This window comes from Streptomyces pimonensis (assembly GCF_041380215.1).
GTDB classification, from domain to species: domain Bacteria; phylum Actinomycetota; class Actinomycetes; order Streptomycetales; family Streptomycetaceae; genus Streptomyces; species Streptomyces pimonensis.
Map to the genome: position 1 here is coordinate 1 of NZ_JAHWZY010000020.1, position 26,203 is coordinate 26,203.

Below are 26,203 nucleotides of genomic sequence, written 5' to 3' on the forward strand. Positions count from 1 at the left end.
CGGCCCCCCTCCGGCAGGCCGGACACCTGCTCGGCCGACCGGAGTGTGCGGGCGGCGACGACCGCCCGCACACTCCGGGCGGGCACAGGAGGCACTGAGTAGCTGTTTGTCCCTCGTCCGTGGGGGGACCCTGCGTCCATGAACAAGAAGCCGGGTCGTCGCCGTACGGGCCAAAACCGGATGCTGTGGCTGCTCGACGCCCTGGAGCGTGATCCCAGGGCGGACGCGGCGATCGACAAGCTCGGCAGGAGCGTGCGCGCCCTCCCGTTGGGCCGTGCACGGGACGGACTGCACGGCAGGTGGCTGGGCCATCCCGTGCACCCCTTGATGGTGCAGGTACCGATCGGCAGCTGGATGTCCGCCGCGGTACTCGACCTGTACCCCGGCCGCTCCCGGGAGGCCGGTCTCCTGGTGGGTGTCGGACTGGCGGCGGCCGGGCCCGCCGCGCTGGCGGGCGTGGTCGACTGGGCGGAACTCCACCGTCAGCAGAAGCGGGTGGGGCTGGTGCACGCGATGGCCAACACGGCGGCCGTGGGCCTGTACGGCGCCTCGCTCCTCTGCCGCCTCACCGGGCGGGCCGGAGCGGGCCGGACGTACGGCTTCCTCGGGCTGACCGCGGTCGGTCTGGGAGGCATGCTGGGCGGTCATCTCTCCTACCGGCAGGCTTCCGGCGCCAACCACGCCGAGGCGGTGCCGCACGTCGTCGGAAAGGGCTGGCACCGGATCGGAACCGTGGACGAGTTCCCCGCCGGGCAGCCCGTGCGGCGCATCGTGGACGACGTGCCGGTGCTGGTGGTGCGCGAACCCGGCGGCGCCTTCCACGCGCTGGCCGAGCGGTGCAGCCACCTGGCCGGGCCGCTGTCCGAGGGCACGGTCGCCGACGGGTGTGTCCGGTGTCCCTGGCACGGCAGCGTCTTCCGGCTCTCGGACGGCTGGAACGTCCGCGGCCCCGCCACCGCCCCCCAGCCCGCCTTCGACACCCGCGTCATCGACGGGCGTGTGGAGGTCAGGCTCCGCGAGGAGGACGGGACGACGGAGGAGACGGCCGGCCGCGACGCGGACGAGACACCGACGGGGACGGAAGAGGGCAGGGAGCATGGGCACAGCGACTGACGGCCGTTTCGCGGACCGCCTGAGGCAACGACTTCGACGCGCCGAACGCACGTACTCGGCGGGGGAGGAGCGCCCGCTGCGTGGTTACGCGGCTGCCATGGCGGCCTTCGGCGTGTACACCGCGGCCTGGGCGACGGTGGTGAAGGTACGCGGGCGTCCGCTGCCGGACCGGCCCGACCCCTGGGACGTGGCGCTGACCGCGGTGGCGACGTTCCGGCTGAGCCGACTGCTGAGCAAGGCGTCGGTGACCAGCCCGCTCAGGGCCCCCTTCACCACGTTCCAGGGCCCGCAGGGGCCGGCCGAGCTGCACGAGGAAGCACGGTCCGAGGAGGGCAGGAGCACGGCCGGTGAACTGGTCACCTGTCCGTTCTGCGTGAGCGTCTGGGTGGCCTCGACCCTCACCGCCGGGCAGTTGCTCTGCCCGCGCGCGACCCGCGTCACCATGGGGGCGCTCACCGCCCTGGCCGGTGCGGACGCGTTGCAGTTGACGTACGGCGCGCTGGTGGACAAGACCACCGGTGAGTGACCCCGCCCCACGTGCGCCTCGCGGCGGAGCCGGGGCACGGCGGTCACCGCCCCCGGGGCGGCGGACCCGTGTCGGAGTCGGTGGCCGGGACGCGTCGCGGCGTGCCGTCGCCCCGGGCCAGGGCCCGAGCGGGCGGCCGGGGCGTCGGCGGCGGCCTCGGTGACGAAGGCGTACACCGTCCTGTGGAGCAGGTCGACGACAAGTTCAGGGCGTGGCCAGGTGGACGGCGGGGCGCCGGCGCCGGTGGCGCTTTCCAGGATCCGGCCCGCCGGCCCGCCGGCCCGTCAGCTTCGACCTGCGTGCGGCCGCCGCCGACGGTCCCTGGCACCCCTTCGCCTCGCTGAGCCCGGAGGCCGTACACACCGCTCCGGGCACCCGCACGGTGCCCTGCGACCCCTGCCGCCCACGGCCTCGCCGGTCTGCGTCCCACCGGACGACTGCGCCGGTTCCGCGACGCGGCATACGCCGGATCCCGCCACGGACCGGCCGGCGATGAGCACGACGGGCGGTAGGGCTGATTCCCCGGTGGTGGAGGCGGTCGGCTTCATCGAATCTGGTCTGATAGGACCATGGCACTCCACGAGCACCGTCCATACGCCGCGTAACAGCGACGAAAGGCCGATGATGACCACGACCGTCGGTGTGGAAGAGGAGTACATGCTGGTGGAGCCGGGCACCGGCAGGCTGGTGCCACGCGCGGAGAAGGTGCGGGCGGCGGTCGGCCTGGAGCCGTTCGTCACCGCCGGCGAGGTCCAGCCGGAACTGCTGCAGGCGCAGATCGAGGTGGCCACCCCGGTGTGCGGCACGGTGGACGAGGTCGGCGGACACCTGCTGCGTCTGCGGCACGCCGTGGCCGGGGCCGCGGAGGCGCACGGGTGCCGAATCATGGCGAGCGGCACGCCACCGCTGCGTGCGGCACTGCCGGTACCCGTCACCGACCGGGCCCGCTACCGGGCCCTTCAGCAGCAGGCACCGCAGCTGGTGGCCGAGCAGCTGGTCAACGGCATGCACGTCCACGTCGCCGTACCCAACCGGTCCGTCGGTGTCCGGGTACTGAACCGGATCCGCGTCTGGCTGCCGCTGCTGGCCGCCATGTCGGCCAACTCCCCCCTCTGGGAAGGCCACGACACCGGCTTCGCCAGCTGGCGCACCGTGGTCTTCGGGCGCTGGCCCGTCAGCGGTGTCCCGCCGCGTTTCGCCGACGACTCGGACTACGACGCACGGGTACGCCGCCTGCTGGCGGCCGGGGTGATCGGAGACACCGGCCAGCTGTACTGGCAGGCGCGTCTGTCCGAGAAGTACCCCACGGTCGAGATCCGCTGCCTCGACGTCCAGTTGCGCACGGACGAAGCGGTGATGTTCGCCGGGCTGCTGCGGGCCCTCGTCGACACCGCCCGGCGTGAGACGGCCGACGGGATCGAGGAGCCCGACCCGGACCCGGAGCTGATGGACGCGGCGATGTGGCAGGCCGCGCGGTACGGGCTGAGCGGTGACCTGATCGATCCGGGAGGCGAGCGCGGACGGGCGCAGGACGCCGTGTACAAGCTGCTGGCGCATGTCGGTCCTGCCCTGGAGGAGTCCGGCGACAGCCACAAGGTGACCTCGCTGGTCCACCGTCTGCTGCAGACGGGTACGGGCGCGGAGCGCCAGCGTCACACGCTGGCCGCGCACGGCCTCGACGCACTCATAACCATGATCATCGGAGCCGGCGACGCGCCCTGACCGCCCGGAGCCGGCGGCGACGGCAGCCCGCGCCGACCACTTCATCCGCGCCCTGCCCGACGGCTACGACACCCTGCCCGACGAGAACGGCGCCGACCTCAGCGCCGGCGGGCGCCCCGTCCTCACCGCCGCCGCGCCTTCCTCACCGCACCGCCGATTCCCGTCCTCGACGAGGCCGCCCCGTCCTCCGACACCCGCACCGAGGTGCTGATCCAGCGCGTCATGGCCGATCTGCGCACCGGTCGGACCGGCTTTGGGGACATGGGATTCGAGAGGGTGGAGGCGTGCGGCGTCTGGTCCCGCTCCCGCACGACCGCCGACGGTCGGATCAAGGCCGCCCGTGCCCGCAGGACCGACGAGAACGGCGCGGGCCGCTGGGAGCCCCGGCCGTCCACCGGACGCTGGTGCGCCTGCGGACCCCGGCCGGGCGCACCGCGGCATCCTTCCCGCGCGCCGAGCGGGGACACAGGCACGAGCCGCACCGGACGCGCTCACACGCCGGCGCCTGGCCGGGAGCATGCGAGAACGGGTCTCACGCCGGTCACACGCAGGAGGCTCTTCACGCTCTGCCGTCGGGCGTCTTCCTGCCGGACTCCGCCTCGAGCCGGCGCTGCAGTGCGGCGGCGAAGTCCTCGGCCATCGCCAGCCGCGCGCGCAACGTCTCACAGCGCGCTTCGGCCACCTTCCGGTAGGAGTCCAGGCGCTCCCGCAACCGCTCCCTCTCCTCGCCGGCCGGTGAACCGTCGGGAGCGGCGAGCCGGTCGGTGACGTCCAGCAGATCCCGCATCTCCTCCAGGGAGAAGTCGAGTGGCTTCATGCGGCGGATCACCATCAGGCGCTCGACGTCGGCCTCCGTGTACAGCCGGAAGCCGCCCTTGCTGCGGGCCGAGGGAATAACGAGGCCGACCTCTTCGTAGTGACGGATGGTGCGCAGCGACAAACCGGTCCGTTCGGCGACCTCGCCGATCTGCATCTGCCGCTGTTCCGTCATCGTCCTGCCATCTCCCTCTGCTGTCCGCCTGGTTTCGAAATGAGCCAAGGGAACTACTCTACGTAAGAACAATCACAGGAACACGGGTGCCGTTTACCTGCGCTTCACAAGCCGCAACTCACACTCTGCCCTCACGTCAGGGTAGACTGTCCACGGTGTTCACCTTCGCTGTCCGCTGCGCGGCAGGAGTGGAGCCGCCGCGGCGTCGGCCCCGGCCGGGTCTCCGGCGGCACTGAAGACCCGTGGGCAATGACGCCCGACCGGCGACCCAGGGTTGCCGCCCTGTCCGGCAAGGCCCGCCGAGGCGGCCGGGCCCGGACGATTCCTCATCGGGATCACGTACGCCGAGCGCGTGTGTCCAGCGGGAATGGACACGTGCGCCTGAACAGAAACGGTTGCATGTCCTCACCGCTGTCCCAAGCTCCCAAGCTGCGCCTGTCCAAGCCGGACTGGCTCGCGTCCCCGAAGGTCGTGCGCACTGAGGTGCTGGCCGGGCTGGTCGTCGCCCTGGCGCTCGTCCCGGAGGCGATCTCGTTCTCGATCATCGCCGGGGTGGACCCGGCGATCGGCCTGTTCGCCTCCTTCACGATGGCCGTCGTCATCTCCGTCGTGGGTGGCCGCAAGGCGATGATCTCCGCCGCGACCGGTGCCATCGCCCTGGTCATCGCACCCCTCAACCACGAGTACGGCCTCGGCTACCTGGTCGCGGCAGTCATCCTCGCCGGCCTCTTCCAGGTGGTCCTCGGCGTCCTCGGAGTCGCCAAGCTGATGCGGTTCGTGCCGCGCAGCGTCATGGTGGGCTTCGTCAACGCCCTGGCCATCTTGATCTTCATGGCCCAGGTGCCGGAGATGCGTGACGTGCCCTGGGCCGTCTACCCGCTCATCGCCGCCGGTCTGGCCCTCATGGTGTTCTTCCCGAGGATCACCACGGTGATCCCGGCCCCGCTGGTGTCCATCGTGATCCTGACCGTGATCACCGTGGGCGCGGGCATCGCCGTCCCCGACGTCGGCGACAAGGGCGAGCTGCCCTCCTCCCTGCCGGTGCCGGGCCTGCCGGACGTGCCGTTCACGCTGGACACGCTGACGATCATCGCCCCGTACGCGCTTGCGATGGCGCTGGTCGGCCTGATGGAGTCGCTGATGACCGCGAAGCTGGTCGACGACATCACCGACACCCACTCCAACAAGACCCGCGAGTCCATCGGCCAGGGCGTCGCCAACATCGTCACCGGTTTCTTCGGCGGCATGGGCGGGTGTGCCATGATCGGCCAGACCATGATCAACGTGAAGGTCTCGGGCGCCCGCACCCGCCTTTCCACTTTCCTGGCTGGCACCTTCCTGATCATCCTGGTCGTCGTCTTCGGTTCCGTCGTCTCCGACATTCCCATGGCAGCCCTGGTCGCCGTCATGATCATGGTGTCGGTGGGCACGTTCGACTGGCACTCCATCCAGCCCAAGACGCTCAAGCGGATGCCGGTGGGCGAGACGATCGTCATGGTCACCACGGTCGGCTTCGTCGTCGCCACCCACAACCTGGCCATCGGCGTGGTGGTCGGCACCGTCGCCGCGATGATCATCTTCGCCAAGCGCGTCGCGCACCTGGTCAACGTCTCCGGCGTCGTCGACCCCGACGGCAAGCAGGTCGTCTACTCGGTCACCGGGGAGCTGTTCTTCGCCTCGTCCAACGACCTCGTCCACCAGTTCGACTACACGGGCGACCCGGACGACGTGGTCATCGACCTGTCCGGCACCCACATCTGGGACGCCTCCTCCGTCGCCGCCCTGGACGCGATCGAGACCAAGTACGCCCAGCGAGGCAAGAAGGCCACCGTCGTCGGCCTGAACGGGCCCAGCGCCGACATGCGCCGTCGCCTGGCCGGACAGCTCACCGGCGGCCACTGACGGACCGGCCGCCTGCCCCGCGGCACACCACGGAACGCGGGACCGGCGGCCTCCTCGCGCACGACCGGGGCCGGGACAGTGCCTGACGAGCTTCGGAGTCCCGGTCCTCGCTCCTCCCGGAAGTCCCCGGGGCCTCCCGGAGAGCCTGTCGGAGGAGGAACACGGAGCCACCCCGCCAAGCGCCTTCCACCGGGATCCCGTGCCGCCTTCCGCACCTGCCGCACCGTCGTCCGGGCGGGGCTTCCGCAGCCGGACGACGGTGGACTGCCGCGTACTCGCCATGGCGATGACCGCGTCCGGCCGGACCACCGGCGTCTCGGCCCTCGTCGACCCGCTGATTGAATCGCCCCGGGTTCGGCAGAGATCTCAGATGGTGGTTGTGACCTGGGGTTTCGTGAGCGCGGTGGAGTAGTCGGCCGCGCATTCGACCGGCTGGACATGGTCTACCTCACCGTGGAGCCGCCTGTGGTTGTACCAGTCGTCCCACTCGGCGGTGGCCGGCTCGACCTGGGGGAGCGTCTTCCGGAACCGTCGAGGCTTGATCAACTCAGTCTCGTAAAGGCCCACCGTCGATTCCATCAGGGCGTTGACCCTTGCGGGATCCGGTACGAACAGACTGACAGTCGTAGGCGTCGCCGACGGATCAGGTGCTCGCGGCGATGCCGACGGTCTCGAGGTGTTGCGGCGACCGGTTGAGTCTGGGCTGCGGCCCGGCATCCGAGTGATGGATCAACTCGCCTGGTTCCACCGGCCGTTGATCGAGGTCGCGTTGCCGGATCGCCATCTCCAGGGCGTCCGGGAGGAAGACGGTCTCCTTCACGGTGGCCGCCGACCAGCCGACCAGTCGACGATCCGGCGGGAGGAGGCGTCCACGACGAAGGCGACGTGGACGACCGCGGACCACGTCTTCACGTGGGTGAAGTCCGCTGCTCGGCAGCGGTTCGGACGGCGGCGACGAAGTCACGGTCGACCAGGTCGGGCGCTCGCTCCACCTGTCCGCCGGGAATCGTGGTGATGACGCGTCTGCCGCGGACCGCGCCCTGGAGGCCGAGTTCGCGCATCAGGCGCTCGACCGTGCAGCGGGCCACCGGACGGCCCTGCCGGTTCAGCTCGCGCCAGATCTTCCTCGCCCCGTAGACACGGTTGTCGGACGTGTAGACCTGCTTGATCTTCTTCTTGAGCTCCGCCCGTCGCGGACGCGACGGGCGGAGGGAGCCTGGAGGCGTTTGTGGTGGGCGTAGTAGGTGGAAGGGGCGATCCTGCAGTCGTGCTCGGTGAGCGTCCCGCAGATCGGCTCGACCCCGCCGAAGCGGTCCCGGTACTCGTCGATGAAGGCTACGAGCACGTGTGTGGCCGGTCGAACTCGGCCGCGAAGGAACTCGCCGCGGCCTTGAGGATCTCGTTGGCCCGCTTGGGCTCGGCGTTCTCCTTCCTGAGCGCCTTGAGCCGGGTGGACTCCTCCGTCGTCGTCCCCGGCCGCTGCCCGGCGTCGGTCTCGTGCTGCTTGACCCAGATCCGCGGCGCCTCACGGGAACCGATGCCGGGCTTGTCCGCCACCGCCTGCAGGGCGGCCGTCTTATTCGGATGGTCGCCGCGGACCTCGGCGGTCATGCGCACCGCACGACGGCGCAGCTCAAGCGGGTAACGGGAGGGTCGTGCCATGACTCGATCCTTTTATGGAATCGAGCCTCCACCTGACACGGGGCGGTTCATCCCGCTCCGCCTCTACTACCGTTGAGCCTGCCGTCGCCGAGGCAGTCAGCGCCGGCGACCCGTAACGCCGGGTCGAAACGCCTGGCCTCTCCTTCCGTTTCTGTGGCGGCGTACTCACGGTGTGCACGTGCGCAGGCTCTCGAGGGTCGCCGTCTTGTCCCAGCTGATGCGGGTGCCGCTTCCGCCATCAGTCAAGCCCCGGGCGCTGAGGGTGGACGTCCTCATGCTCTACGGCGGCGCGTGTCGCCCTTCCTGTGCGCGTCTTTCGCCCGAGTGCGCCCGAGCGCTATCTGCCCAGACGGGCACCAGGTCCTGCTCCAGCACGTCGGTCCACGTGGGGTGCTGCGACCGCGCCGTTCTGGCCGCCTGCTGCCCCATGGCCTGCCGAGCCTGGGGCTGGGCCAGCAGACTCCCCAGTGCCCTGGCCCACGCGTCGGACGTGTCGTCGTCCACCAGCAGGCCATCCCTTCCAGGCTCCGCGAGCCATTGGGTGGTGGTCGCGTTCGCCGGCAGCACGACCGGAAGCCCGGAGGCCATCGCCTCGGCCACTACGTTGCCGATCGTTTCGGTGTGGGACGGGAAGGCGAAGATGTCACAGGCCGCGTACACACGAGCCAGGAGACGTTGCGGCTGGGAACCGAGGAGAGTCGCCGCGCGGCCCAGCAGTTTCTTGACGCGGTCGGCGTCGGCTCCCGAACCGGCGACGACGAGATGAGTGTCGAGGCCACCCTGTCTGAGGCGGTGGACCGCCTCGGCGACGATGAAGGCGCCCTTCGACGCGTCCACCCGTCCGGCGAAAAGCACCAGCGGCCGGTCGACGGGGAGGCCGAAGTCACGGACCAGTTCTCCCCGGGCCGCAGGGTCGGGGCGGAAAAGCTCGCGGTCGACGCCACGCCGCAGCAGGCCGACTCGGCCGGGTCCGACCACCCAGCCGACTTCCTCGCGGGCGGCCGGCGTGGGGACCAGCACGCGGTCGCACAGGCGCAGGAGCCGGTCGCGGCGACGCCGCAGCAAGCCCTCAGCGAGCCGGGGCAGACCAGCCGTCGGGCGGAAATCCGTCAAGGAAACGCCGGGCACCTTGCCGAGAATCTGCCGGGTATAGACGGAGGCCAGGGCCGGGACGTCCGTGTGGAGGGAGCCCACCAGCCCGGGTCGCCCGCGGCCGGAGAGCCGTTGGACGAGGCGGGCCGCAGTCGAGCCGAGGGCAAAGGTATGGGTCATGTGCCATACGTCGTGCCCTGGCAGCAGCCTGGCGAGAGCAGGGTGAAAGGGCGCGAGATCGGTGACGTCCACGCCGGCCGCCGACCGCACGATGGGGGCGGTGCTCAGCACTGGCGGCAGGGCCGCGAACCGCACCCGGGGCGAGAGCTCTTCGACGTACGCATGGTCTCCGAGCACGTAGACGGTCAGGTCCAGTGCGGTTCCCCGGTCGTCCGGTGCTCGACGGGCCGCCGCCTCGGCAAACCTCTCCCAGCACTTCACGTGCCCTCCCGCCGAGCCGTTCCTCAGCAGGTCCACCAGCACCGCAACGGAGAGAATGTCGGGTCGGCGCTCAGCCGCGCTGTTCAGATGGCGCGGGGGAGGGGACATGGCTCAGAGGTACCCGGCCCTCCTCCACGCAAAACCGTGGTCGGTATGCCCGCAATGAGCCGCCTGCCGAGGACTGCCGACCCACCGAGGATTCCCGGCCCGGCGGGGAGCGACACTCCAAACCGGCGGTGTCGGCCACTCGCGTCACCCTGAGTGCGCCACTGCGCAGACACTCGCCTGTCCCGGTACCCGGTTCCGTGGCACCCGGGGCCGGCCCAGACGGTTCCGGGGCGGAGCAAGGAGGAAACGACTGTGGAACACCTCGGTCGGCGCACATGGGGCGTCCCCGAGGGCTTCATCCCGGCTTCCAGCACCGGGCCCGAGGTGGAGATGACAAGCCACGAGACCACATGCATCCTCAGTACCAGTGATGCGGAGGCTCACGTGCAGATCGCGCTGTCCTTTCCGGACCGGGAGCCCGCCGGGCACTGCGCCGCGACGGTGCCCGCGCGGCGTACGCTGCACCAGCGGTTCAACGGACTCGCGGAGGAAGGGCAGGTGCCGATCGGCGCAGACTACGCGTCGGTGCTGGTCAGCGACGTGCCGGTGGTCGTCCAGCACACACGCCTGGACAGTCGCCGACCGGCGAACGCCCTGCTGTCGACCATCTCCTGCTTTGCAGGCTGAGTCAGGACGACAGCGCGGGTGCCCACCGAGTCGTCCACGACCTCCAGCATGGGAGCGAGGAGAACTCATGGGAGCGTTGACGAAGAGGGCATCGCGGATTGCCGCGGCGAAGCCGATCCTCGTCATGAGGATGACGGCGAAGGCCACGAAGCCGGCTCGGGCCCTGCCTCTGCAGGCGGTCCGCGCGCTGGGCGGCGAGAACGTCGTCGACCTGCTGGCCCACCAGCACCGGCAGATCAGACTCGGATTTCTGCGAGCCGCTCTGCCCGGGCCGCAGCGCCGCCGGAACCTCGACCGGCTGACGCGCCTGCCGGCCGTCCACGAGGCCGCCGGGGAAGCACTCGTCCACCCCGTCGCCCGCCGAGCGCTGAAGCACGGGCGTGAGCTCATCGCCCGCCGTCGCAACGAGGCGAAGGAAGCCAAACGCCTGCTGGTCCGGCTGCGGCGCACCGGTCCGTACGGCAGCGGTTATCTCCGACAGCTCAACCAGTTCCACCGCGCCGTTACCGGCCAGGCGGCCCGTGAGGAACGGGGGAGCCGGCCGCACTGCGCAAGGTTCTCAGCCCGGCCCGGCTGCGCATGCTGGGCGCGGAGGTCAGACTCGCCCAGGCGTACGCACCGCCCCGGCCACTCCGCTGGGCCAACAATGAGATGGCAAACAAGCTGACCGCACCAGTGCTCGTCTCCCTGGACCGGACCCTCGATGTCGCCCGCCACCGTAAGGCCGCCTGACCCCAGCGTTCCCTTCAGCGTCGGAACAGGACGACGCCGCGGGGCCGCTCGGCCAGGCCCACCCGCCCCATCACACCGCGAACGCAAACCGGTACCATGCGTGGCCGGCGCATGCAAGCCGACGCCGTGCGTCACATCAACGCAACCGATCGATGCCTGGCCCCCGGCCCCTCTCGAGGCCCGTAGCGCATGGCCAGCGGAACGTACTGACCCTTCGCCATGCTGCCGGTTCCCTTCCGCCTCCGGCTCTCGCGAAACGACACCGGACGGCCGCAAAGTGCGGGATCTCGCCGGAGGGCCGACTGACACCCGGTGGAGCTACCGATGACGACGGCCGTCCTGGCCTCGCTCGCCGCCGGACTGTGCTTCGCCGTGGCCGGAGTCCTGCAACAGTGGGCGGCTGGCGCACGACCGGACACCGAAGCGCTGTCCCTACGCCTGCTGACGCATCTCGTACGAAACCGGGTGTGGCTGTGCGGCATCGGGTTGGCCGTGCTCGCGTACGGATTCCAGTCGCTCGCGCTGGCGTTCGGGCCACTCAGCCTGGTGCAGCCGCTGATCGTCGCGGAGCTGATCTTCGCCGTGCCGCTGTCGGCCCGCTTGTACAGGATGCGCCTTGGACGGCGGGAGTGGTTCGGCACCTTGACGGTGGCCATCGGGCTGACTCTTGCGCTTGTCTCCGCCCGCCCGCACGGAGGTCACCCCGAGGCGCCCGTCTCGTCCTGGTTTTTCATTCTGGGTTCGGTGTCCGCTGTGGTTTTCGCTGCTCTGTCGGCGGCGCGACGGCTGTCCGGGCCGTGGCGGGCGTCGGCGACGGCACTTGCGGCCGGGGCGGTGATGGGCACCCAGTCCGTGCTGCTGGCAGCCACCGTGGAGCGGCTCCGGGACGGGCCGCTCGCCGTGGTGGCGGCCTGGCAGACATACGCACTCGTCGTGGCCAGCATGGGCGGACTCCTCCTCATCCAGAGCGCCTTCCAGCAGGGCCCGCTGGCCGCGAGCATGACAGTGATCGACGCCACGGAACCGGTGGTCGCCGTCGCCGTCGGCACGGCCGTCTTCAGCGAGGTCGTGAGTGTGGGCTGGCCCGAGACGGCTGTCACCATGACCGGACTGGCGCTGGTGACAGCCGGAGTCGTGAGCTTGAACTCCTCACCTTTGATCGCCGTCCTGCACGGACGCCCACCAAGGGAGCTGCCCGGGCTGCGGTCTGCGGACGGACAGAGGCGACGGGCCCGGTGACGTGGGGAGGAGTGTCTGATATCAACGGCCCTGTCTCACATTCGGTGGTGACGGAACGTGCTGCTATCCGAGGAGGATGCGGTGACGATCGACGAGGCCGTCGGCAGTGCCCGACGGGCCGAGCCCCGGGTGCATCGGGCCGCCGGCTTCCCCGGCTGTGTGAGATTTTGTGAGACGTGAGAGGGTGCGGGGCGTGAGTGAGACACCGCCGAACACCCTGCAATACCGCTTTGACGGGCCAGAAGAGGCCCCGGTCCTGATCCTGGGTCCCTCACTGGGTACCACATGGCACATGTGGGACCGGCAGGTCCCCGAGCTGACGAAGCAGTGGCGTGTGTTCCGGTTCGATCTGCCGGGACACGGAGGCGCCCCCGCCCACCCCGCGGGCTCGGTCGCCGATCTCACCACGCGGCTGCTCGCCACCCTCGAAGGGCTCGGCGTGCAGCGCTTCGGCTACGCGGGCTGTGCGCTCGGCGGCGCCGTGGGGATCGAGCTGGCCCTGCGCCACCCCGAGCGCCTCGCCTCCCTCGCGCTGATCGCCGCCTCGCCCCGCTTCGGCACGGCGGACGAGTTCCGCCGACGCGGGGTGGTCGTGCGGACCAACGGGCTCGACCCCATCGCCCGCTCGGCACCGGAGCGCTGGTTCACCGGCGGGTTCGCCGCCGCCCAGCCCGCTATCACCGAGTGGGCCGTGCAGATGGTGCGCACCACCGACCCCGGCTGCTACATCGCCGCCTGCGAGGCGCTCGCCTCGTTCGACGTGCGGGCCGGACTCGGCAGCGTCGGCGTGCCGACCCTGGTGCTGGTCGGCTCCGAGGACCAGGTCACCGGCCCCGCCGAGGCCCGTACGCTGGTCGCCGGGATCCCGGACGCCCGGCTCGCCGTCGTGCCCGGAGCCTCCCACCTGGTGCCGGTGGAGCAGCCGGCCGCCGTCACCGATCTGCTGGTGCGACACTTCTCCACCGCCTGGCAGCCCGGCTTCGACACCGCCACCGGCCACGTCGCCATGCCCGTGGCGGTGAAGCCGGCCCCGGCCGTCGCCCCGCAGCAGCAGGCCCCCGTCGCCGAGATCGCCCCGCCGCCCGTCGCGCCGCAGCAGCCGCAGGGCAGACCGGACCCCTACGAGGCCGGACTCAAGGTCCGCCGGGAAGTGCTGGGCGACGCGCACGTCGACGGGGTGCTGGCCGGGACCGACGCGTTCTCGGGCGACTTCCAGGAGCTCGTCACCCGATACGCCTGGGGCGAGGTCTGGGACCGGCCCGGACTCGACCGGCGCACCCGCAGCTGCGTCGTCCTCACCGCGCTAGTCGCCGGCGGCCACCTCGAGGAGCTCGCCTTCCACACCCGGGCCGCCCTGCGCAACGGGCTCACCCCGGACGAGATCAAGGAGGTGCTGCTCCAGACGGCCGTCTACTGCGGCGTCCCGGCGGCGAGCAGCGCCTTCCGGGTGGCCCAGCAGGTCATCCGCGAGGAGACCACGCCCCAGGAGTGAACACCTCCGGGGCGCTGCGCGCGGTCGTGGGCGGCACGGGGGCAGGATGGAACCATGAAGCTCACGAAGAAGTCGCACGCCTGCGTCCGCCTGGAGAAGGACGGCCGCGTCCTCGTCCTCGACCCCGGGACGTTCAGTGAGGAGGACGCGACTCTGGGCGCGGACGCCGTCCTGGTCACGCACGAGCACCTCGACCACTTCGACGAGGGCCGGCTGCGGGCAGTCCTGGAGGCGAATCCGGCCGCTGCGGTCTGGACCCTGAAGTCGGTCGCGGAGCAGCTCTCGGCGGCCTTCCCGGGCCGCGTGCACACCGTCGGCCACGGCGACGCCTTCACCGCCGCCGGCTTCGACGTCCAGGTCCACGGTGAGCTCCACGCGGTGATCCACCCGGACATCCCGCGCGTCACCAACGTCGGCTACCTCGTCGACGGCGGGAAGCTCTTCCACCCCGGCGACGCGCTCACCGTCCCCGACCGGCCGGTCGAGACGCTGATGCTGCCGGTCATGGCCCCCTGGAACAAGATCTCCGAGGTCATCGACTACGTCCGCGAGGTGAAGCCGCAGCGCGCCTACGACATCCACGACGCCCTCCTCACCGACCTCGCCCGCCCGATCTACGACCGTCAGATCGGCGCCCTCGGCGGCACGGAACACCTGCGGCTCGCACCGGGAGGCTCCGCCGAGCTGTGACCCCGCGGGCGGCGGGCGGGCGTTGTCACCGGCGCCGGGTAGGTTGGGGAACATGCGCATCGCGACCTGGAACGTGAACTCGATCACCGCCCGCCTGCCGAGGCTCCTGGCCTGGCTGGAGAGCAGCGGCACGGACGTGCTGTGCCTCCAGGAGGCCAAGGTCGCCGAGGAGAAGTTCCCGGTGGAGGAGCTGCGCGAGCTGGGCTACGAGTCGGCGGTGAACGCCACCGGCCGGTGGAACGGTGTCGCGGTGCTCTCCCGCGTCGGCCTCGAGGACGTCGTCAAGGGCCTGCCGGGCGATCCCGGCTACGACGGCTCCGTCGAACCCCGCGCCGTCTCCGCGACCTGCGGCCCGGTCCGTGTCTGGTCGGTGTACGTGCCCAACGGCCGCGAGCTGGACCACCCCCACTACGCGTACAAACTCCAGTGGTTCGAGGCGCTCAAGGCCGCCGTGGCCGGCGACGCGGCGGGCGGCCGGCCGTTCGCCGTCCTGGGCGACTACAACGTGGCCCCGACCGACGACGACGTCTTCGACCGGGCCGTCTTCGAGGGCTCCACCCACGTCACCGCCGCCGAGCGCGCCGCCCTCGCCTCCCTGCGCGAGACCGGCCTCTCCGACGTCGTCCCGCGCCCCCTCAAGTACGACCACCCCTTCACGTACTGGGACTACCGCCAGCTCGCCTTCCCCAAGAACCGCGGCATGCGGATCGACCTGGTGTACGGCAACGAACCCTTCACGAAGGCGGTCACGGACTCCTACGTCGACCGCGAGGAGCGCAAGGGCAAGGGCGCCTCGGACCACGCACCGGTCGTGGTGGACCTCGACGTGTAGCGAGGCGCCGGCCGGCCGTCGTCCGACCCCGCGCGCCTGTGGTGCGCGACACGGTACGAGTGACAGGCTGGCGGTATGAACATCCCTTTCCTGGGCAACCGGCGCCGGAAGACGGGGGTTCCCGATTCCGAGGGCATCGCGGAACTCCTCGCCGAGTGCGAACTCCTACGCTCCCAGGCCGACCGGGCGGGGGTCCGACTCGACGACTCCCCGGCCTCGTTGGAGGCGCTGGACCAGCTGGTGCCGCGCTGGCGGGACGACGAGGAGGCCTCGACCTGGCTGGGCAACGACGCCGGACTGTACCTCGGCACCGTCATCGTGCGCACCGTGCCGGGGGCCGCCTGGGAGATCCGGACCGACGGCCAGCCGGTCGTACGGCTCCCCTCCGGCCGGGAGTTCGACGTCGTGGACGCCGGACACGAGTGGGCGGCCGACGGCGTGCCCGAACTGTCGCAGCTGTACGCGGAGGTCGCTGAGGCGTGAGGTCCCTGCCCGGTGTGCACACGGATGAGGGTGAGAAGGGACGGGTGCTGCCGTCGCTCCGCTGGGCGAGCTGTGTGACGTCGACGAATGCTCCGGGACCTCCCTGTCCCGCAGGACACCGGGACCGTCGCGGACAGGGAGGAGGCGGTCGCCGTCATCGGCCCGCCGGGGCCGGGGAGTCCGGTGCGGGGCGATCGACCGGCTGGGGACCGTCAGGTCCGGTCCGCTCCGAGGACCGACGGCCGGGTCGTGGAGGATCGCGCGCCCGGTGGACTCCGCGGCGGTCCCAGCGCCGACCGCGCCGGCGGCCTCCTCCCGAGGCCCTCGGACGACGACCGCGGTGACGCCCCTGGACCGGTCCGCCCGGACCTCGACTACGATGGTTCCTTCATCCCGGTGGGGGAGGGGTCTTCGCGTCAGGAGCGGGGGCACCGTCATCGGGAGGGGCCCACCGCCCCGCGTCCACGGGGCGGCGGATCACATCGGCCAGTCCCGTCCGGCGGCAGCCGGAGATCACTGCTCGTGCGGCGGGCGCGACCCCGACGGGTCGTCCGCCGAGGAGGAGAAGGTCAGCTGCGCGCCGGACGGGTGGTGCTGAGCGAGGTCAGCCCGCCCGGTGCACGGCGCGGCAGGCGGCAGCGCGGTCTGCGCGGCCCTCGGCACGTCCGCGACCGGTTGGACCACGCCGGGGCCGTACGCCCGTGAACTGATCACTTTCAGCAGCAGGACGAACGAGCTCGAGCCGTGCTTGCGGGCCAGCCGCTCGTGGTCGCGGGCGAGGCAGCGGGTCGCGGCCCGGCCGGTGATCGCGCGTCGGCCGCGGAACAGGAACAGCGGCCGCCTCTCGCACCGTTCGCCGGCGGTCAGCCGCGCCGGGCAGCACGTACTCGGTGACGCCCGGGCCCTTCATCGGCGCCGGCATGAAGCAGCCGCCTCACCCGAACACCCGCTACGTGACAGCCCCGGCCGATCGGTAGGAGCTCGGCGCACGACGCACCTGGACGGCGGTCCTGTGCACCCCTGCGGACACGAGGGTGAAGGACCTCGTACCCGCAGGGGCCCCGTCCGCCGGCTCCACCCCGCTCGCGGGGGCAGAAGGTGTCTTACCGGGCGGGACAACCCCACGGGTCTGAGTACGGGGCGCCGGGTACGGCCGCTCTCCGCCTCATGGCTCAACTTCCTTTAAGATGCTCAACATCTGTTCAGGGAGGGGCAATGGCGGAGATGCTCGTCGCCCAGCGGCGTGATCAGCTGCTCAGCGAATTGAAGGCGTCGGGCGGCCTCAAGGTGGTCGATCTCGCCGCGCGCCTGGGCGTCTCGCGTGCCACGGTGCGCCGCGACCTGCTCGACCTGGAGGCGGAAGGGCGACTGAGCCGTGTCCGCGGTGGTGCCGTGGTGACCGCGTCGCGCGGTGCCACCGCGGCGGAGACCGACGACGAGCCCGGCGGCGCCACCGGAGGCGCCCGCATTGGACCACCCCCGCCCGAACGCACGCTGGGGCTGTTGGTTCCGTCGGCCACGTACTACTACCCTCGCGTCGTGGCGGGCGTGCAGGCCGTGGCGGCCGAGCGGGGTGCTCGCGCGGTGATCAGTCTCAGTGACTACGCGCAAGGGGACGAGGCGGAGCGCATCGAGGGCCTCAGGGCCTCCGGCGCCTCAGGGCTGCTCGTCGCCTCCGCGGCAGGCCACGAACTGCCGGCCGAGACACAAGGGCTCCTGGAAGCCACGGGACTGCCTTTCCTCCTCATGGAGCGTCAGCCGTCCGACCCGTTCGCCTCGTGCGAGTTCGTGGTCTCCGACCACCGGCAAGGGGCCTTCGCCGCGGCCGGCCACCTCGCCGGGCTGGGGCACCGGGCCGTCGCGCTGTTCACCAACGGCAGCCCCACCGCGGACCAGGTGAGAGACGGCCACCGGGCGGCGGTGGAACGGCTGGCCCTGGCACCGGACGCGCCGTTCCACGACAGCGGTCGGCCCACCATGGGCTCGACGGAGGCGGCCGAACACTATGAGCGGTTCATCGAGGCGTGCCTGGCGAGCGGGACCCGGGCGGCTCTGGTGCACTCCGACCATGACGCGATCGAGCTGATGCGCCGCCTGCGCGTCCGCGGCCTGCGCACCCCGGACGACATGGCCCTGATCGCATACGACGACGAGATCGCCTCCCTCGCGGACGTACCTCTCACCGCGGTTGCCCCGCCCAAGCAACAGCTCGGCGAGCAGGCCGCACGGCTCCTTCTCGACCGCATCGACGCGCCCGATCCCGCGGCCGTCCCCGTGCGGCAGCTGTTTCTCCAGCCCCGCCTCGTCGTCAGGTCGTCCTGCGGCGCACAGACGGCGCATCGAGGGGACTGAGCAGGGAACCGAGGGCGGGGAGACGATCCGTGAAACGGGGCGGCCCCCGGACACGGGCCTGCCCGGACCGGCGCTCCGGGCAGGCCGGCCCGGACCGTGGTGGTCAGCGGGAGATCACCGGACGTAGCGCCCGGGGAGCAGCCGCTGCGACCGCAGGTCGTCCGCCACGAGACGGGCGAAGCGCGCGGCGCCGTACTCCGAGGTGTGCGTGTTGTCGCTGATGGTGTCGCCGTGCAGGTACAGCGCCTTGGAGGCCTCCACGCCCAGCCCCTCCACCAGCTCCTTCGTCATGGCCGTCAGGTCGACGAGCGGCACGTTCAGTTCGGCGGCCAGGGCGCGCATCTCCATGGGCAGGTCGGCCTTCATGACGTGCAGCGCCACGGAGTTGAGGGTGCCGTCCCTGTGGAACCGCCGCCGCACGATCGGGGTGACGAAGACCGGCTTGCCGTCCCGGGCGCGGACCCGTTCCGCCATCTCCGTGAGGTTGGCGCGGTACTGCTCGGAGGTGGTCGCCTTGTCGTTGTGGGCTAGCTGGATCAGGACGAGGTCACCACGGCGGATCTCGGCCTCCAGGGCGTCGAAGAACACCGGCTCGTCGAGGAACGACTGCGTGCTCTCGCCCCCGTCCGCGTGGTTGGCCACCGCCGCCCGGCCGCGCAGGAACTGGGGCAGCTCCTGGCCCCACCCGGTGTACGGCTCCCTCCACTGGTCGCAGACGGTGGAGTCACCGGCCAGGAGGATCTGCGGTGCCCGGCGGGCGGGCGCCACGTGCAGGCCGGCGAGCCGAGGGGCGCTGCCGCCGAACGTCAGGTCGAGGCCCGGGCTCCCGGCAGGGCCGGTGGGCTGTCCTTCCGGTTCGCGCACGTTCACCGTGAAGCTGCGGAGGACCTTCCGGCCGGCCTCGGTCGGCGTCTCGGCCAGCATGGTGCGCCGGGTCTCGGCCGTGATGTCGGTGCTGCCCGCCGTGTCACCGCCGAGCAGGGCGGTGACGGTGTAGTTGCCGGGCGGTACGTCGAAGTGACAGACGACGGGCGCGTCCCCCGTGCACTGCCGCGGAAGGAGGTTCCGGGGGCCTGCGCTCACCTGCCCGGGGACGGCGAGCAGACCCACGACGGTCAGAGCGGCGGTGGTCAGCGCGGTGGCGCCGAGACGCGTCGTCGTGCGACGGGTGGATGTCGGCATGAGGTGGTATCCCTTCGGAGGGGAGGGTGCGTGGGTGGTGGCCAGGGGGGCCGGGGCACTCCACCGCACGACGTGAGCGCGGCCGCCGGCCGACGGGGCCGCGCTCACGTCCTGCCGTGTCGGCGAGGCCGGGCCCCGCGCCCGTGGGTCAGATCTCGTCGCCCACCAGGGCCAGGCACTGCATGACCGCCAGTCCGAACTGGGCGCTCGCGTTGGTGCCGAGGTCCGCCTCGTCGACCGGGTTCAGCACGGCAGGGCCCTCGATGCGCTCGGCGGTGAACGGATGGTCCTCGGGGTACCCGGCGTGCCCGGTGCGCAGCTCCTTCCAGGCGCGCTTGGCCAGCCTCTCGTCGCCGAGGTGCTTCGCGGCGTAGGCGGTGGCGCGCGAGTACGCCTGCCGGAGGTTCTGGTTGCCCCAGGAGGAACCGCTGGCCTCTCTCTGCTCGTCCCTGGTGGCGTTGTACAGCCGGCAGAACCGCACCCACTGGGCCTTCACTTCGGCGTCGTCGATCAGGTCGTTCAGTTCGGTCATGACCTCGATCAGTCCGAAGACGGAGCTGAGGGAACCGATGGACACGAGCTTCTCGGTGGGCCCGGTGAACGTGCCGTCGGCCAGGTTGTAGGTGACCTTCCCGCCCTGCGCCCAGCCGTTGGGCAACGCGGCGATCGAGCGGGCCCCGTTGATCAGTTTGGTGCGGGCGATCGCCTTCCCGCCCCGTTCCCACTCGGTGAGCCAGGCCATGGCCAGCGAGCCCCAGTCGGTGGTCTTGCCGACGAGGAGCGCCTTGGGGTCGGGGTCGAACTCGCCGTTGCCGCCGTTTACCTTGCGCCCGGGATCGAGGACCAGGAAGCTCCGGTCGGAGTCGACCAGGTCGTGCAGCAGGTCGCCGACGCGTTCGTCGGCGGTGAGGAAGTAGTGGAAGCGCTTGTAGCCGGCGTTGCTGATGCGTACTTGTTTGGCGCTGTCCCCCCAGTGCATCACGCCGTGCCGGGTGCCCAGTCCCTGGTACTTGCCGATGTGGTACATGTCCACCTCACCGGTGTGCCGGGTCATGGCCTCGGCGAACCGGAACGCCTTCGCGTCCCCGGTGCGCAGGTAGTGGTACCAGAGCCACAGGTCGGTGGAGAGCTCGGAGTTGTCCCAGGCGTAGCCGCCGACGTCGTAGCGCCACACATGCCGGTCCTCGTCGTAGCTGTGCATGATGTCGCCGTAGTCCCAGAACCCGTACCAGGACCGCTGGTCCACCTGCTCCAGGTGGTACCGGTGCATGAAGTCGAGCTTGTCCTCCAGCTCCTTCTTGGCCGGGTTCGAACGGTCGACCGGGGCCCAGGACCCGAAGACACCGGTGCTGTGGTTGTGTTCAGGACCGGACACCAGCAGGGGCGGTGCCGCGTTCGCCTCGGCGAGGGCGCTGAAGCGCTCGGCGGTGGGCGTGGCCTCCAGCGCCCAGAACATCAGCTCCGTGGTCCGGGCCACACCGTAGGGGCTGCCGAAGCCGGGCTCGTAGTCCTCGTAGGTGACTTCCAGACCCTCGAGCTGCTCGGGGAAGGTGTCCTGCCCCATGCCGTCGTGGTAGAAGCGCAGGTCCATCGGGTTCGCACGCGGCGACCACATCCAGACGGTGGCCCGGGCCTCGTCGCCGGCCGCACCCGAGATCTCCAGCTCGGTCGGGTGCAGCTGCCAGAAGTTGCGCATACCGAACGCGAGCCCGCCGGAGGGGGAGCCGACGTAACCCAGCCCCCGGGCGCGCCTGCCGCCGTCGACCCGGATCCAGGAGCGGCCCACACCGGTCCGCTTGTTGATCTCGAAGCCGTGGGCGTTGAGCTGGCTCAGGCTGTAGTCGCCGAACGCGGGGATGTACTGCAGACGGGAGGTCACCCGGGTGTCCCAAGTGCTGGTGTCGGGGGTCTTCTTCCCCTCGTACTGGGCCTTGCGGACAGCCTCGCCAGGATCGCGGCGCAGTCCCGTGATCCCGCGCACGGCTTCGGCGAGTACGCCCGTGCCGTCGCCGGCCAGGCGGATGTGCCGGTCGTGGAGTTCTCCGCGCAGGGGAACCGTGAACCGTACGCCGAGGCCGTTGACGAAGTCCTTCTTCTCGTCGCCGTCGAAGACGAAGGTGTGCACGACGCGGATGGCGTCCGAGCCCGCGTACAGGTAGAAGCGGACGACGAAGGGCAGCCAGGCACGACGGCCCTTCCGGTGCTTGCCGTCGATCTTGACCACGGCTCGTACGGGACCGTCCTGCTCCACGGTGACGCCGCTCACGAAGCCGGTGAACGCCTCGGACTTGATGACGGGAGCGCCGTCGGCGCCGGGTCGGTCCTGCCGCGAGGCGACGAGCCGGCCGTCCTTGGCGATGACCGTGCGACCGCGGCGGATCGACGTGACGACCCGGTCCCCGGCGCGTCCGAACTCGACGTCGATCACCCCGGTGCTCACGGTGATCCGGTCGCGCCCCCTGTGCACGCTCAGCGGTGACCGGGGAGCCGTCTCCCCGCCCGCCGCGAGCCGGTAGGAGTCGCTCTTCGGCGCCTGCGAACTCACCGCGTGGGCCGACCACTTGACCGAACCGTCCGGCCACCAGCCGATGGGCCAGCTCTGCATCGGCACCGCCTCGCCGGACTCGGTGGTCAGGGCGAAACCCTGCTCGGGGGAGAAAGCGCCGCGGGGCCAGGGAACACCCCATGTGGTACCGCCCGCGACCTCCTGTGGTGCGGCACCGTCGAGCCAGCGCACGGTGACGGGGTCGTGGCCGCCCGGACCGAGCGGCGCGGCGACGGGACCGGACCGCGGCCGTGCGGCGGCCGGAGAAGCGGAGAGCAGCGCGGCTCCGCCGGCCGCTGCGGCGGTGGAGGCAAGCATGGAACGTCTGCTGAGTTGGCCCACGGTGTGCGGCTCCTTCCGAGAGGCGCAGAGAACCTCTGCGTCGGCTGACTGTCCGTCAGGTGTATGAGTCCGGCGCGGCAGGTGCGCACGGCACAGCGCCACGGGAGCGGCTGGTGACGACAGCCCTTGTCCGCCGGAAGGCTGCGGCTCCGTCCCGGCGTGCGGCACATGCTTACACCAACCTGCACATGCAAGCCAGGCTTTGAACAGAAGTGCCGAAAGAGCGTCACTACTCTTCATGCGGCACCCTCTCGATAAGGGGCCTTCAGGGGCGAACACGGCCCACTCGGTGCCAAATCTCAGCGAGACGGACCTTGTTGGCGCTCATGACGGCAGGCACAATGCTCGTCACGTCATGTTGCTTCAAAATTGTTCGCCGCGGTGTGCGGCCGAGAGGAAGTCAGATGCCCCCACCCATCGGCGACTCCGCCCGCCTGGTGTTCCAGGGAGACAGCATCACGGCCGCCGGGCGGGACGTCGGCGATCCCGCGGACCTCGGCGACGGCTTCGTCCGTATGATCGCCGAGCGGCTTCGCGTGCTCCACCCCCGGGTCGGCGTCCTCAACCGAGGTGTCGGCGGCAACCGCGTCGCCGACCTGAGGGCCCGCTGGGCGACCGACGCCATCGGCCTCCGTCCCGACCTGGTGTCCGTCATGATCGGGGTCAACGACACCTGGCACCGCTACACCTACGGCATCCGGACGCCGGTGGAGGGATACGACGCCGACTACCGTGCCCTCCTCCGGCAAGCCGGGGACGTCGGAGTGCGGCTGGTGCTGGTGGAACCCTTCCTCGTCCCGGTCCGGTCCGAGCAGTGGGACTGGCGCGCGGACCTCGACGCGCGCATCCACGTCGTGCGCCGGTTGGCCGCCGAGTTCGACGCGGCTCTCCTGTCGGCGGACGGCCTGCTCAACCAGGCGGCCCGGGAGGCCGGGGACCCCGCCGAGATCGCCGACGACGGAGTGCACCTGACGGCCTTGGGCCACTCCGTGCTCGCCGACGCGTGGATCCGCCTCGTCCTCGGATGAGACACCGCAGCCCGCACCCCGTACGCACACCGCACCCCGCGACCTCGCGCGAGACACCGCGCACCGCGGTGCAGATGCCCGACCGTCTCCCAGGAGGACATGTGCCCACCCCGACTCCACCGCTCCGTCCCCGCGCCGCGACGGCTCTCGCTCCCGTCCTGCGCGAGGAGGTGTTCGGCGCCCGGGGAATGCGTGAACTGGCCGCTGTCGTGGACGTCGTGGCGCAAGCCGCGGACGTGCGGACACTGCTGACCGACCCCCGGCGCACGGAGATCGAAGTGCTCGTCACCTCGTGGGGCGCGCCGCCGCTGACGCCCGACGTGCTGGACGAGTTGCCGGCCCTGCATACCGTGGCGCACGCTGCCGGCTCCGTCCGCAAGCTTGTCACCGATGCCGTCTGGGACCGGGGGATCACCGTGATCTCGGCGGCCGAGGCGAACAACGAGCCCGTGGCAGAGTTCGTCTACGCCCACGTCGTACTGGCGCTCAAGGACGTGTACCGTCGCTCGCGGCACATGGTCGCGGTGAAAGCGCTGCCGCCGGTCGACGACGTGCCCGGCATCCTTCGTCAGACCGTGGGGCTGGTCTCCTTCGGCTCGGTGGCGCGCAAGGTGGCCCAGCGGCTCCGGCGACTGGACACGCGGGTGCTGGCCTGGGACCCCTACCTTCCATCGGACGTCTTCGACGACTTCCAGGTGGCCAGGGCCTTCGACCTGAGCGAGGCCGTTGCCCGGTCACGGGTGCTGAGCATCCACACTCCCCTCATCCCCGGAAGCACCGAGAAGCTGGTCACGGGGGAGTTGCTGAGACTGCTGCCCGAGGGCGCCACACTCATCAACACCGCCCGAGGAGCGGTGATCGACGAGCAGGCCATGATCGAGGTGCTGACCGAACGACCCGACCTGTCCGCCGTGCTCGACGTGACGGCCGAAGAGCCACCGCAGGCCGATTCGGCCCTGTACACGCTGCCCAACGTGATGCTCACCGGACATGTGGCGGGAACGGTCGGCGGCGAACGCCGCGCCATGGGGCGGCTGGTCGTCGAGGAACTGCGCCGTACCGGCGCGGGCCTGTCTCCACGGCACGCCGTCACCGCCGAGGCCGCGCCGCTGCGGGCCTGAGCGGTGCGAGCAGCCCTCCGCATCGTCCACGTGTGATGTGTCGAACGTATTGACCCGATGTTGAAAACGTTTTAACTTCAGCCCACTCCAACCCGTAGCCGAGGAGGCTTCGTGGCCGCGTTGCTGCGTGAGCGCCCCGGGAAATCAGCGGTGAACCGCCCTTCCCGTCGTCCGTCAGGCGCTTCGACCAAGCGAAAGAGTTTTCACAAACGCCGGGGCCGGGGCTTGTTCCTGCTCATGCTCCCGGGGGTCGCGTACTTCCTTGTCTTCCACTACGGCGCGCTGGCCGGGAACCTGATCGCCTTCAAGGAGTACGTGCCGTTCGACGGCATCTGGGCCAGCCCCTGGGTCGGCTTCGGCAACTTCGAGCGAATGTTCGCGGACGGTGCCTTCTGGGACGCGGTCCTCAACACCCTCTGGATCGCCGTCCTCCAGATCGTCTTCTACTTCCCCGTGCCGCTGGCGCTCGCGCTCCTCCTGCACAGCCTGACCTGGTCCTCCGTCCGCCGTTTCGTACAGTCGGTGGCCTATCTTCCGCACTTCATCTCGTGGGTGATCGTGGTCGCCCTGTTCCAGCAGGTCCTGGGCGACACGGGCATGGTGAACGGCTATCTCGGTGACGCGGGCCTCAGCACGGTCGACATCATCGGCAACCCGGACGCCTTCAAGCCGCTGGTCGTGGCCCAGGTGATCTGGAAGGACGCCGGCTGGGGCACGATCATCTTCCTGGCCGCCCTCTCCCAGGTCGACGAGCAGCAGTACGAGGCCGCCGCGATCGACGGCGCCGGTCCCTGGCGCCGCTTCTGGCACGTCACACTGCCCGCCATCCGCCCGGTCATCGTGCTGCTGCTCATCATGCGCCTCGGTGACATCCTCTCCGTCGGGTTCGAGCAGATGCTGCTCCAGCGCGACGCCGTCGGCCCGCAGGCCGCCGAGATCATCGACACCTTCGTCTACTACCAGGGCGTCATCGGCGGCGACTACGGATACGCCGCCGCCGCGGGCCTGTTCAAGGGCGTCATCGGCGCCGTCCTCGTCTACGCCGCCAACAAGGTCGCGCATCGCCTCGGCGAACAGGGGGTCTACAAATGAGTTCCCAGGTCAGGCCCGGCTGGATGGAGAAGCCGAAGCCCGTCACCCAGGTCGCCAGGGCGATCGCCCTCGTCGTGGTCGTACTGCTGGTGTGCGTGCCGTTCCTCGTCATCCTGTCGACCTCGCTCGCCTCCCAGCAGGAGGTCGTCGACAACGGCGGCTGGGTCCTGTGGCCGACCGAGCCGACGCTCCAGGCGTACCGGGACATCCTCAGCGGAGGGATCGTCACCCACGCCCTGGGCGTCAGCGCCGGCGTCACGGTGGCGGGCACGGTGCTCAGCCTCGCCTGCACCGTCACCCTCGCCTACGCGCTGTCCCGCCCCGGCGTCTTCGGCGGCAAGCCGGTGCTGCTGCTCATCCTGTTCACCTTCCTCTTCCCGCCCGGCATGATCCCCAGCTACCTCCTGGTCAAGGAGCTGGGCATGCTCGACAGTTACTCGTCCCTGGTCCTGCCGGTGCTGGTGAACGTCTTCAACCTCGTCGTCCTGCGCGGCTTCTTCCAGGGCATACCGGAGGAGCTGTACGAGGCGGCCCGCCTGGACGGCGCGGGCGACCTCCGCGTCCTGTGGACCATCGTGCTGCCCCTGTCGAAGGCGGCCCTCGCGGTCGTCGGCCTCTTCTACGCCGTGGCGTACTGGAACTCCTGGTTCTTCGCCTCGCTCTATCTGGAGAGCGACCACTGGCCGCTCCAGCAGGTGCTGCGCACCTACGTCGTCTCCGGCCTCGGACTCACCGACACCACCACCGGCGAGGCGACGGTGACCGCGCCCCAGACCATCCAGATGGCGGTCCTGGTCCTCGCCACCGTGCCGATCCTGCTCGTCTACCCCTTCCTCCAGAGGTACTTCACCAAGGGCGTGCTCACCGGCGCCATCAAGAGCTGACGGCG

The 26,203-nt window shown here is 70.8% G+C and carries 23 protein-coding genes and 1 pseudogene; 15 read left to right on the plus strand and 9 right to left on the minus strand.

Annotated elements, in window-relative coordinates; all coding sequences use genetic code 11:
• Window positions 1–138: 138 nt before the first annotated feature.
• The 3 genes from KYY02_RS20535 (at window position 139) to KYY02_RS20545 (ending at window position 3,361) form a co-directional block, all read left to right on the plus strand.
• Complete coding sequence (locus tag KYY02_RS20535; RefSeq protein ID WP_371239930.1) at window positions 139–1,113, plus strand: Rieske (2Fe-2S) protein; 975 nt, start codon at window positions 139–141, stop codon at window positions 1,111–1,113.
• Entirely contained in the window at window positions 1,097–1,639 is a 543-nt protein-coding gene (locus KYY02_RS20540; RefSeq protein WP_371239932.1) for a DUF1360 domain-containing protein, read from the plus strand. Before KYY02_RS20535 ends, KYY02_RS20540 begins: the two co-directional genes overlap by 17 nt.
• A gap of 621 nt (window positions 1,640–2,260) precedes the next feature.
• Window positions 2,261–3,361 (plus strand): carboxylate-amine ligase, encoded by a 1,101-nt coding sequence (locus tag KYY02_RS20545; protein ID WP_371239934.1) that lies wholly within the window; start codon window positions 2,261–2,263, stop codon window positions 3,359–3,361.
• 559 nt (window positions 3,362–3,920) lie between these two features.
• Here the strand turns inward: KYY02_RS20545 and KYY02_RS20550 are convergent.
• On the minus strand, window positions 3,921–4,352 hold the full coding sequence (locus KYY02_RS20550; protein ID WP_371239936.1) for a MerR family transcriptional regulator: 432 nt from the start codon (window positions 4,350–4,352) through the stop codon (window positions 3,921–3,923).
• A gap of 399 nt (window positions 4,353–4,751) precedes the next feature.
• Here KYY02_RS20550 and KYY02_RS20555 point away from each other — a divergent pair, with 399 nt between their 5' ends.
• On the plus strand, window positions 4,752–6,254 hold the full coding sequence (locus KYY02_RS20555) for a SulP family inorganic anion transporter (RefSeq protein ID WP_371239938.1): 1,503 nt from the start codon (window positions 4,752–4,754) through the stop codon (window positions 6,252–6,254).
• A 366-nt stretch (window positions 6,255–6,620) separates the two neighbouring features.
• Here the strand turns inward: KYY02_RS20555 and KYY02_RS33985 are convergent, their stop codons facing one another.
• The 5 genes from KYY02_RS33985 to KYY02_RS20565 all read right to left on the minus strand — a co-directional run bounded on the left by KYY02_RS33985 (window position 6,621) and on the right by KYY02_RS20565 (window position 9,491).
• Window positions 6,621–6,971: an integrase core domain-containing protein gene (locus tag KYY02_RS33985; RefSeq protein ID WP_442538155.1), complete on the minus strand. Its 351-nt coding sequence runs from the start codon at window positions 6,969–6,971 to the stop codon at window positions 6,621–6,623.
• Window positions 6,898–7,074: a hypothetical protein gene (locus KYY02_RS33990; RefSeq protein WP_442538157.1), complete on the minus strand. Its 177-nt coding sequence runs from the start codon at window positions 7,072–7,074 to the stop codon at window positions 6,898–6,900. Before KYY02_RS33990 ends, KYY02_RS33985 begins: the two co-directional genes overlap by 74 nt.
• 88 nt (window positions 7,075–7,162) lie before the next feature.
• Entirely contained in the window at window positions 7,163–7,543 is a 381-nt protein-coding gene (locus KYY02_RS33995) for an IS3 family transposase (RefSeq protein ID WP_442538156.1), read from the minus strand.
• A 46-nt stretch (window positions 7,544–7,589) separates the two neighbouring features.
• Window positions 7,590–7,916 (minus strand): transposase, encoded by a 327-nt coding sequence (locus KYY02_RS34000; protein ID WP_442538158.1) that lies wholly within the window; start codon window positions 7,914–7,916, stop codon window positions 7,590–7,592.
• Window positions 7,917–8,195: 279 nt separating this feature from the next.
• Window positions 8,196–9,491 carry a glycosyltransferase gene (locus KYY02_RS20565; protein WP_371239940.1) on the minus strand — a complete coding sequence of 432 codons (1,296 nt, stop codon included), beginning with the start codon at window positions 9,489–9,491 and terminating at the stop codon, window positions 8,196–8,198.
• Window positions 9,492–9,809: 318 nt separating this feature from the next.
• Here KYY02_RS20565 and KYY02_RS20570 point away from each other — a divergent pair, with 318 nt between their 5' ends.
• From KYY02_RS20570 to KYY02_RS20600, 6 genes are all read left to right on the plus strand, one after another.
• On the plus strand, window positions 9,810–10,184 hold the full coding sequence (locus tag KYY02_RS20570; protein ID WP_371239942.1) for a sensory rhodopsin transducer: 375 nt from the start codon (window positions 9,810–9,812) through the stop codon (window positions 10,182–10,184).
• 1,056 nt (window positions 10,185–11,240) lie between these two features.
• On the plus strand, window positions 11,241–12,155 hold the full coding sequence (locus tag KYY02_RS20580; protein ID WP_371239944.1) for a DMT family transporter: 915 nt from the start codon (window positions 11,241–11,243) through the stop codon (window positions 12,153–12,155).
• Between the two features lie 193 nt (window positions 12,156–12,348).
• On the plus strand, window positions 12,349–13,647 hold the full coding sequence (gene pcaDC / locus KYY02_RS20585; protein ID WP_371239946.1) for a bifunctional 3-oxoadipate enol-lactonase/4-carboxymuconolactone decarboxylase PcaDC: 1,299 nt from the start codon (window positions 12,349–12,351) through the stop codon (window positions 13,645–13,647).
• A gap of 54 nt (window positions 13,648–13,701) precedes the next feature.
• Window positions 13,702–14,337 (plus strand): MBL fold metallo-hydrolase, encoded by a 636-nt coding sequence (locus tag KYY02_RS20590; protein WP_371239948.1) that lies wholly within the window; start codon window positions 13,702–13,704, stop codon window positions 14,335–14,337.
• Between the two features lie 52 nt (window positions 14,338–14,389).
• Window positions 14,390–15,169: an exodeoxyribonuclease III gene (locus tag KYY02_RS20595; protein ID WP_371239950.1), complete on the plus strand. Its 780-nt coding sequence runs from the start codon at window positions 14,390–14,392 to the stop codon at window positions 15,167–15,169.
• A 75-nt stretch (window positions 15,170–15,244) separates the two neighbouring features.
• A complete protein-coding gene (locus tag KYY02_RS20600) occupies window positions 15,245–15,652 on the plus strand; it encodes a DUF6278 family protein (protein WP_371239952.1) in 408 nt (135 codons plus the stop codon).
• A gap of 513 nt (window positions 15,653–16,165) precedes the next feature.
• Here KYY02_RS20600 and KYY02_RS20605 read toward each other — a convergent pair.
• Window positions 16,166–16,553: pseudogene (locus KYY02_RS20605) on the minus strand (hypothetical protein); the annotation flags it as partial.
• Between the two features lie 314 nt (window positions 16,554–16,867).
• Between KYY02_RS20605 and KYY02_RS20610 the strand changes: the two are divergent.
• Window positions 16,868–18,004, plus strand: a complete 1,137-nt coding sequence (locus tag KYY02_RS20610; protein ID WP_371239954.1) for a LacI family DNA-binding transcriptional regulator — start codon at window positions 16,868–16,870, stop codon at window positions 18,002–18,004.
• A gap of 114 nt (window positions 18,005–18,118) precedes the next feature.
• On the opposite strand, the gene KYY02_RS20615 is transcribed toward KYY02_RS20610, so the two are convergent.
• Together KYY02_RS20615 and KYY02_RS20620 are read right to left on the minus strand one after the other, a co-directional pair.
• Window positions 18,119–19,186: a rhamnogalacturonan acetylesterase gene (locus KYY02_RS20615; RefSeq protein ID WP_371239957.1), complete on the minus strand. Its 1,068-nt coding sequence runs from the start codon at window positions 19,184–19,186 to the stop codon at window positions 18,119–18,121.
• A gap of 148 nt (window positions 19,187–19,334) precedes the next feature.
• The gene (locus tag KYY02_RS20620; RefSeq protein ID WP_371239959.1) at window positions 19,335–22,049 is read right to left on the minus strand and encodes an exo-rhamnogalacturonan lyase family protein; all 2,715 of its coding nucleotides are present in this window, start codon (window positions 22,047–22,049) and stop codon (window positions 19,335–19,337) included.
• Between the two features lie 428 nt (window positions 22,050–22,477).
• Between KYY02_RS20620 and KYY02_RS20625 the strand changes: the two genes are divergently transcribed.
• The 4 genes from KYY02_RS20625 (at window position 22,478) to KYY02_RS20640 (ending at window position 26,198) form a co-directional block, all read left to right on the plus strand.
• A complete protein-coding gene (locus KYY02_RS20625) occupies window positions 22,478–23,101 on the plus strand; it encodes an SGNH/GDSL hydrolase family protein (RefSeq protein WP_371239961.1) in 624 nt (207 codons plus the stop codon).
• Between the two features lie 101 nt (window positions 23,102–23,202).
• A complete protein-coding gene (locus tag KYY02_RS20630) occupies window positions 23,203–24,222 on the plus strand; it encodes a hydroxyacid dehydrogenase (protein WP_371239963.1) in 1,020 nt (339 codons plus the stop codon).
• 237 nt (window positions 24,223–24,459) lie between these two features.
• Window positions 24,460–25,314 carry an ABC transporter permease gene (locus KYY02_RS20635; RefSeq protein ID WP_371239965.1) on the plus strand — a complete coding sequence of 285 codons (855 nt, stop codon included), beginning with the start codon at window positions 24,460–24,462 and terminating at the stop codon, window positions 25,312–25,314.
• On the plus strand, window positions 25,311–26,198 hold the full coding sequence (locus tag KYY02_RS20640) for a carbohydrate ABC transporter permease (RefSeq protein ID WP_371239967.1): 888 nt from the start codon (window positions 25,311–25,313) through the stop codon (window positions 26,196–26,198). The genes KYY02_RS20635 and KYY02_RS20640 overlap by 4 nt, the downstream gene beginning before the upstream one ends.
• Window positions 26,199–26,203: the final 5 nt, after the last annotated feature.

Excerpts from the sequence above, each read along its gene's own strand:
- KYY02_RS20535 (WP_371239930.1), top strand. The coding sequence starts at position 139 with ATGAACAAGAAGCCGGGTCGTCGCCGTACGGGCCAAAACCGGATGCTG.
- KYY02_RS20540 (WP_371239932.1), top strand. The coding sequence starts at position 1,097 with ATGGGCACAGCGACTGACGGCCGTTTCGCGGACCGCCTGAGGCAACGA.
- KYY02_RS20545 (WP_371239934.1), top strand. The coding sequence starts at position 2,261 with ATGATGACCACGACCGTCGGTGTGGAAGAGGAGTACATGCTGGTGGAG.
- KYY02_RS20550 (WP_371239936.1), bottom strand. The coding sequence starts at position 4,352 with ATGACGGAACAGCGGCAGATGCAGATCGGCGAGGTCGCCGAACGGACC.
- KYY02_RS20555 (WP_371239938.1), top strand. The coding sequence starts at position 4,752 with ATGTCCTCACCGCTGTCCCAAGCTCCCAAGCTGCGCCTGTCCAAGCCG.
- KYY02_RS33985 (WP_442538155.1), bottom strand. The coding sequence starts at position 6,971 with ATGCCGGGCCGCAGCCCAGACTCAACCGGTCGCCGCAACACCTCGAGA.
- KYY02_RS34000 (WP_442538158.1), bottom strand. The coding sequence starts at position 7,916 with ATGGCACGACCCTCCCGTTACCCGCTTGAGCTGCGCCGTCGTGCGGTG.
- KYY02_RS20580 (WP_371239944.1), top strand. The coding sequence starts at position 11,241 with ATGACGACGGCCGTCCTGGCCTCGCTCGCCGCCGGACTGTGCTTCGCC.
- KYY02_RS20590 (WP_371239948.1), top strand. The coding sequence starts at position 13,702 with ATGAAGCTCACGAAGAAGTCGCACGCCTGCGTCCGCCTGGAGAAGGAC.
- KYY02_RS20595 (WP_371239950.1), top strand. The coding sequence starts at position 14,390 with ATGCGCATCGCGACCTGGAACGTGAACTCGATCACCGCCCGCCTGCCG.
- KYY02_RS20600 (WP_371239952.1), top strand. The coding sequence starts at position 15,245 with ATGAACATCCCTTTCCTGGGCAACCGGCGCCGGAAGACGGGGGTTCCC.
- KYY02_RS20610 (WP_371239954.1), top strand. The coding sequence starts at position 16,868 with ATGGCGGAGATGCTCGTCGCCCAGCGGCGTGATCAGCTGCTCAGCGAA.
- KYY02_RS20615 (WP_371239957.1), bottom strand. The coding sequence starts at position 19,186 with ATGCCGACATCCACCCGTCGCACGACGACGCGTCTCGGCGCCACCGCG.
- KYY02_RS20620 (WP_371239959.1), bottom strand. The coding sequence starts at position 22,049 with ATGCTTGCCTCCACCGCCGCAGCGGCCGGCGGAGCCGCGCTGCTCTCC.
- KYY02_RS20625 (WP_371239961.1), top strand. The coding sequence starts at position 22,478 with ATGCCCCCACCCATCGGCGACTCCGCCCGCCTGGTGTTCCAGGGAGAC.
- KYY02_RS20635 (WP_371239965.1), top strand. The coding sequence starts at position 24,460 with ATGCTCCCGGGGGTCGCGTACTTCCTTGTCTTCCACTACGGCGCGCTG.
- KYY02_RS20640 (WP_371239967.1), top strand. The coding sequence starts at position 25,311 with ATGAGTTCCCAGGTCAGGCCCGGCTGGATGGAGAAGCCGAAGCCCGTC.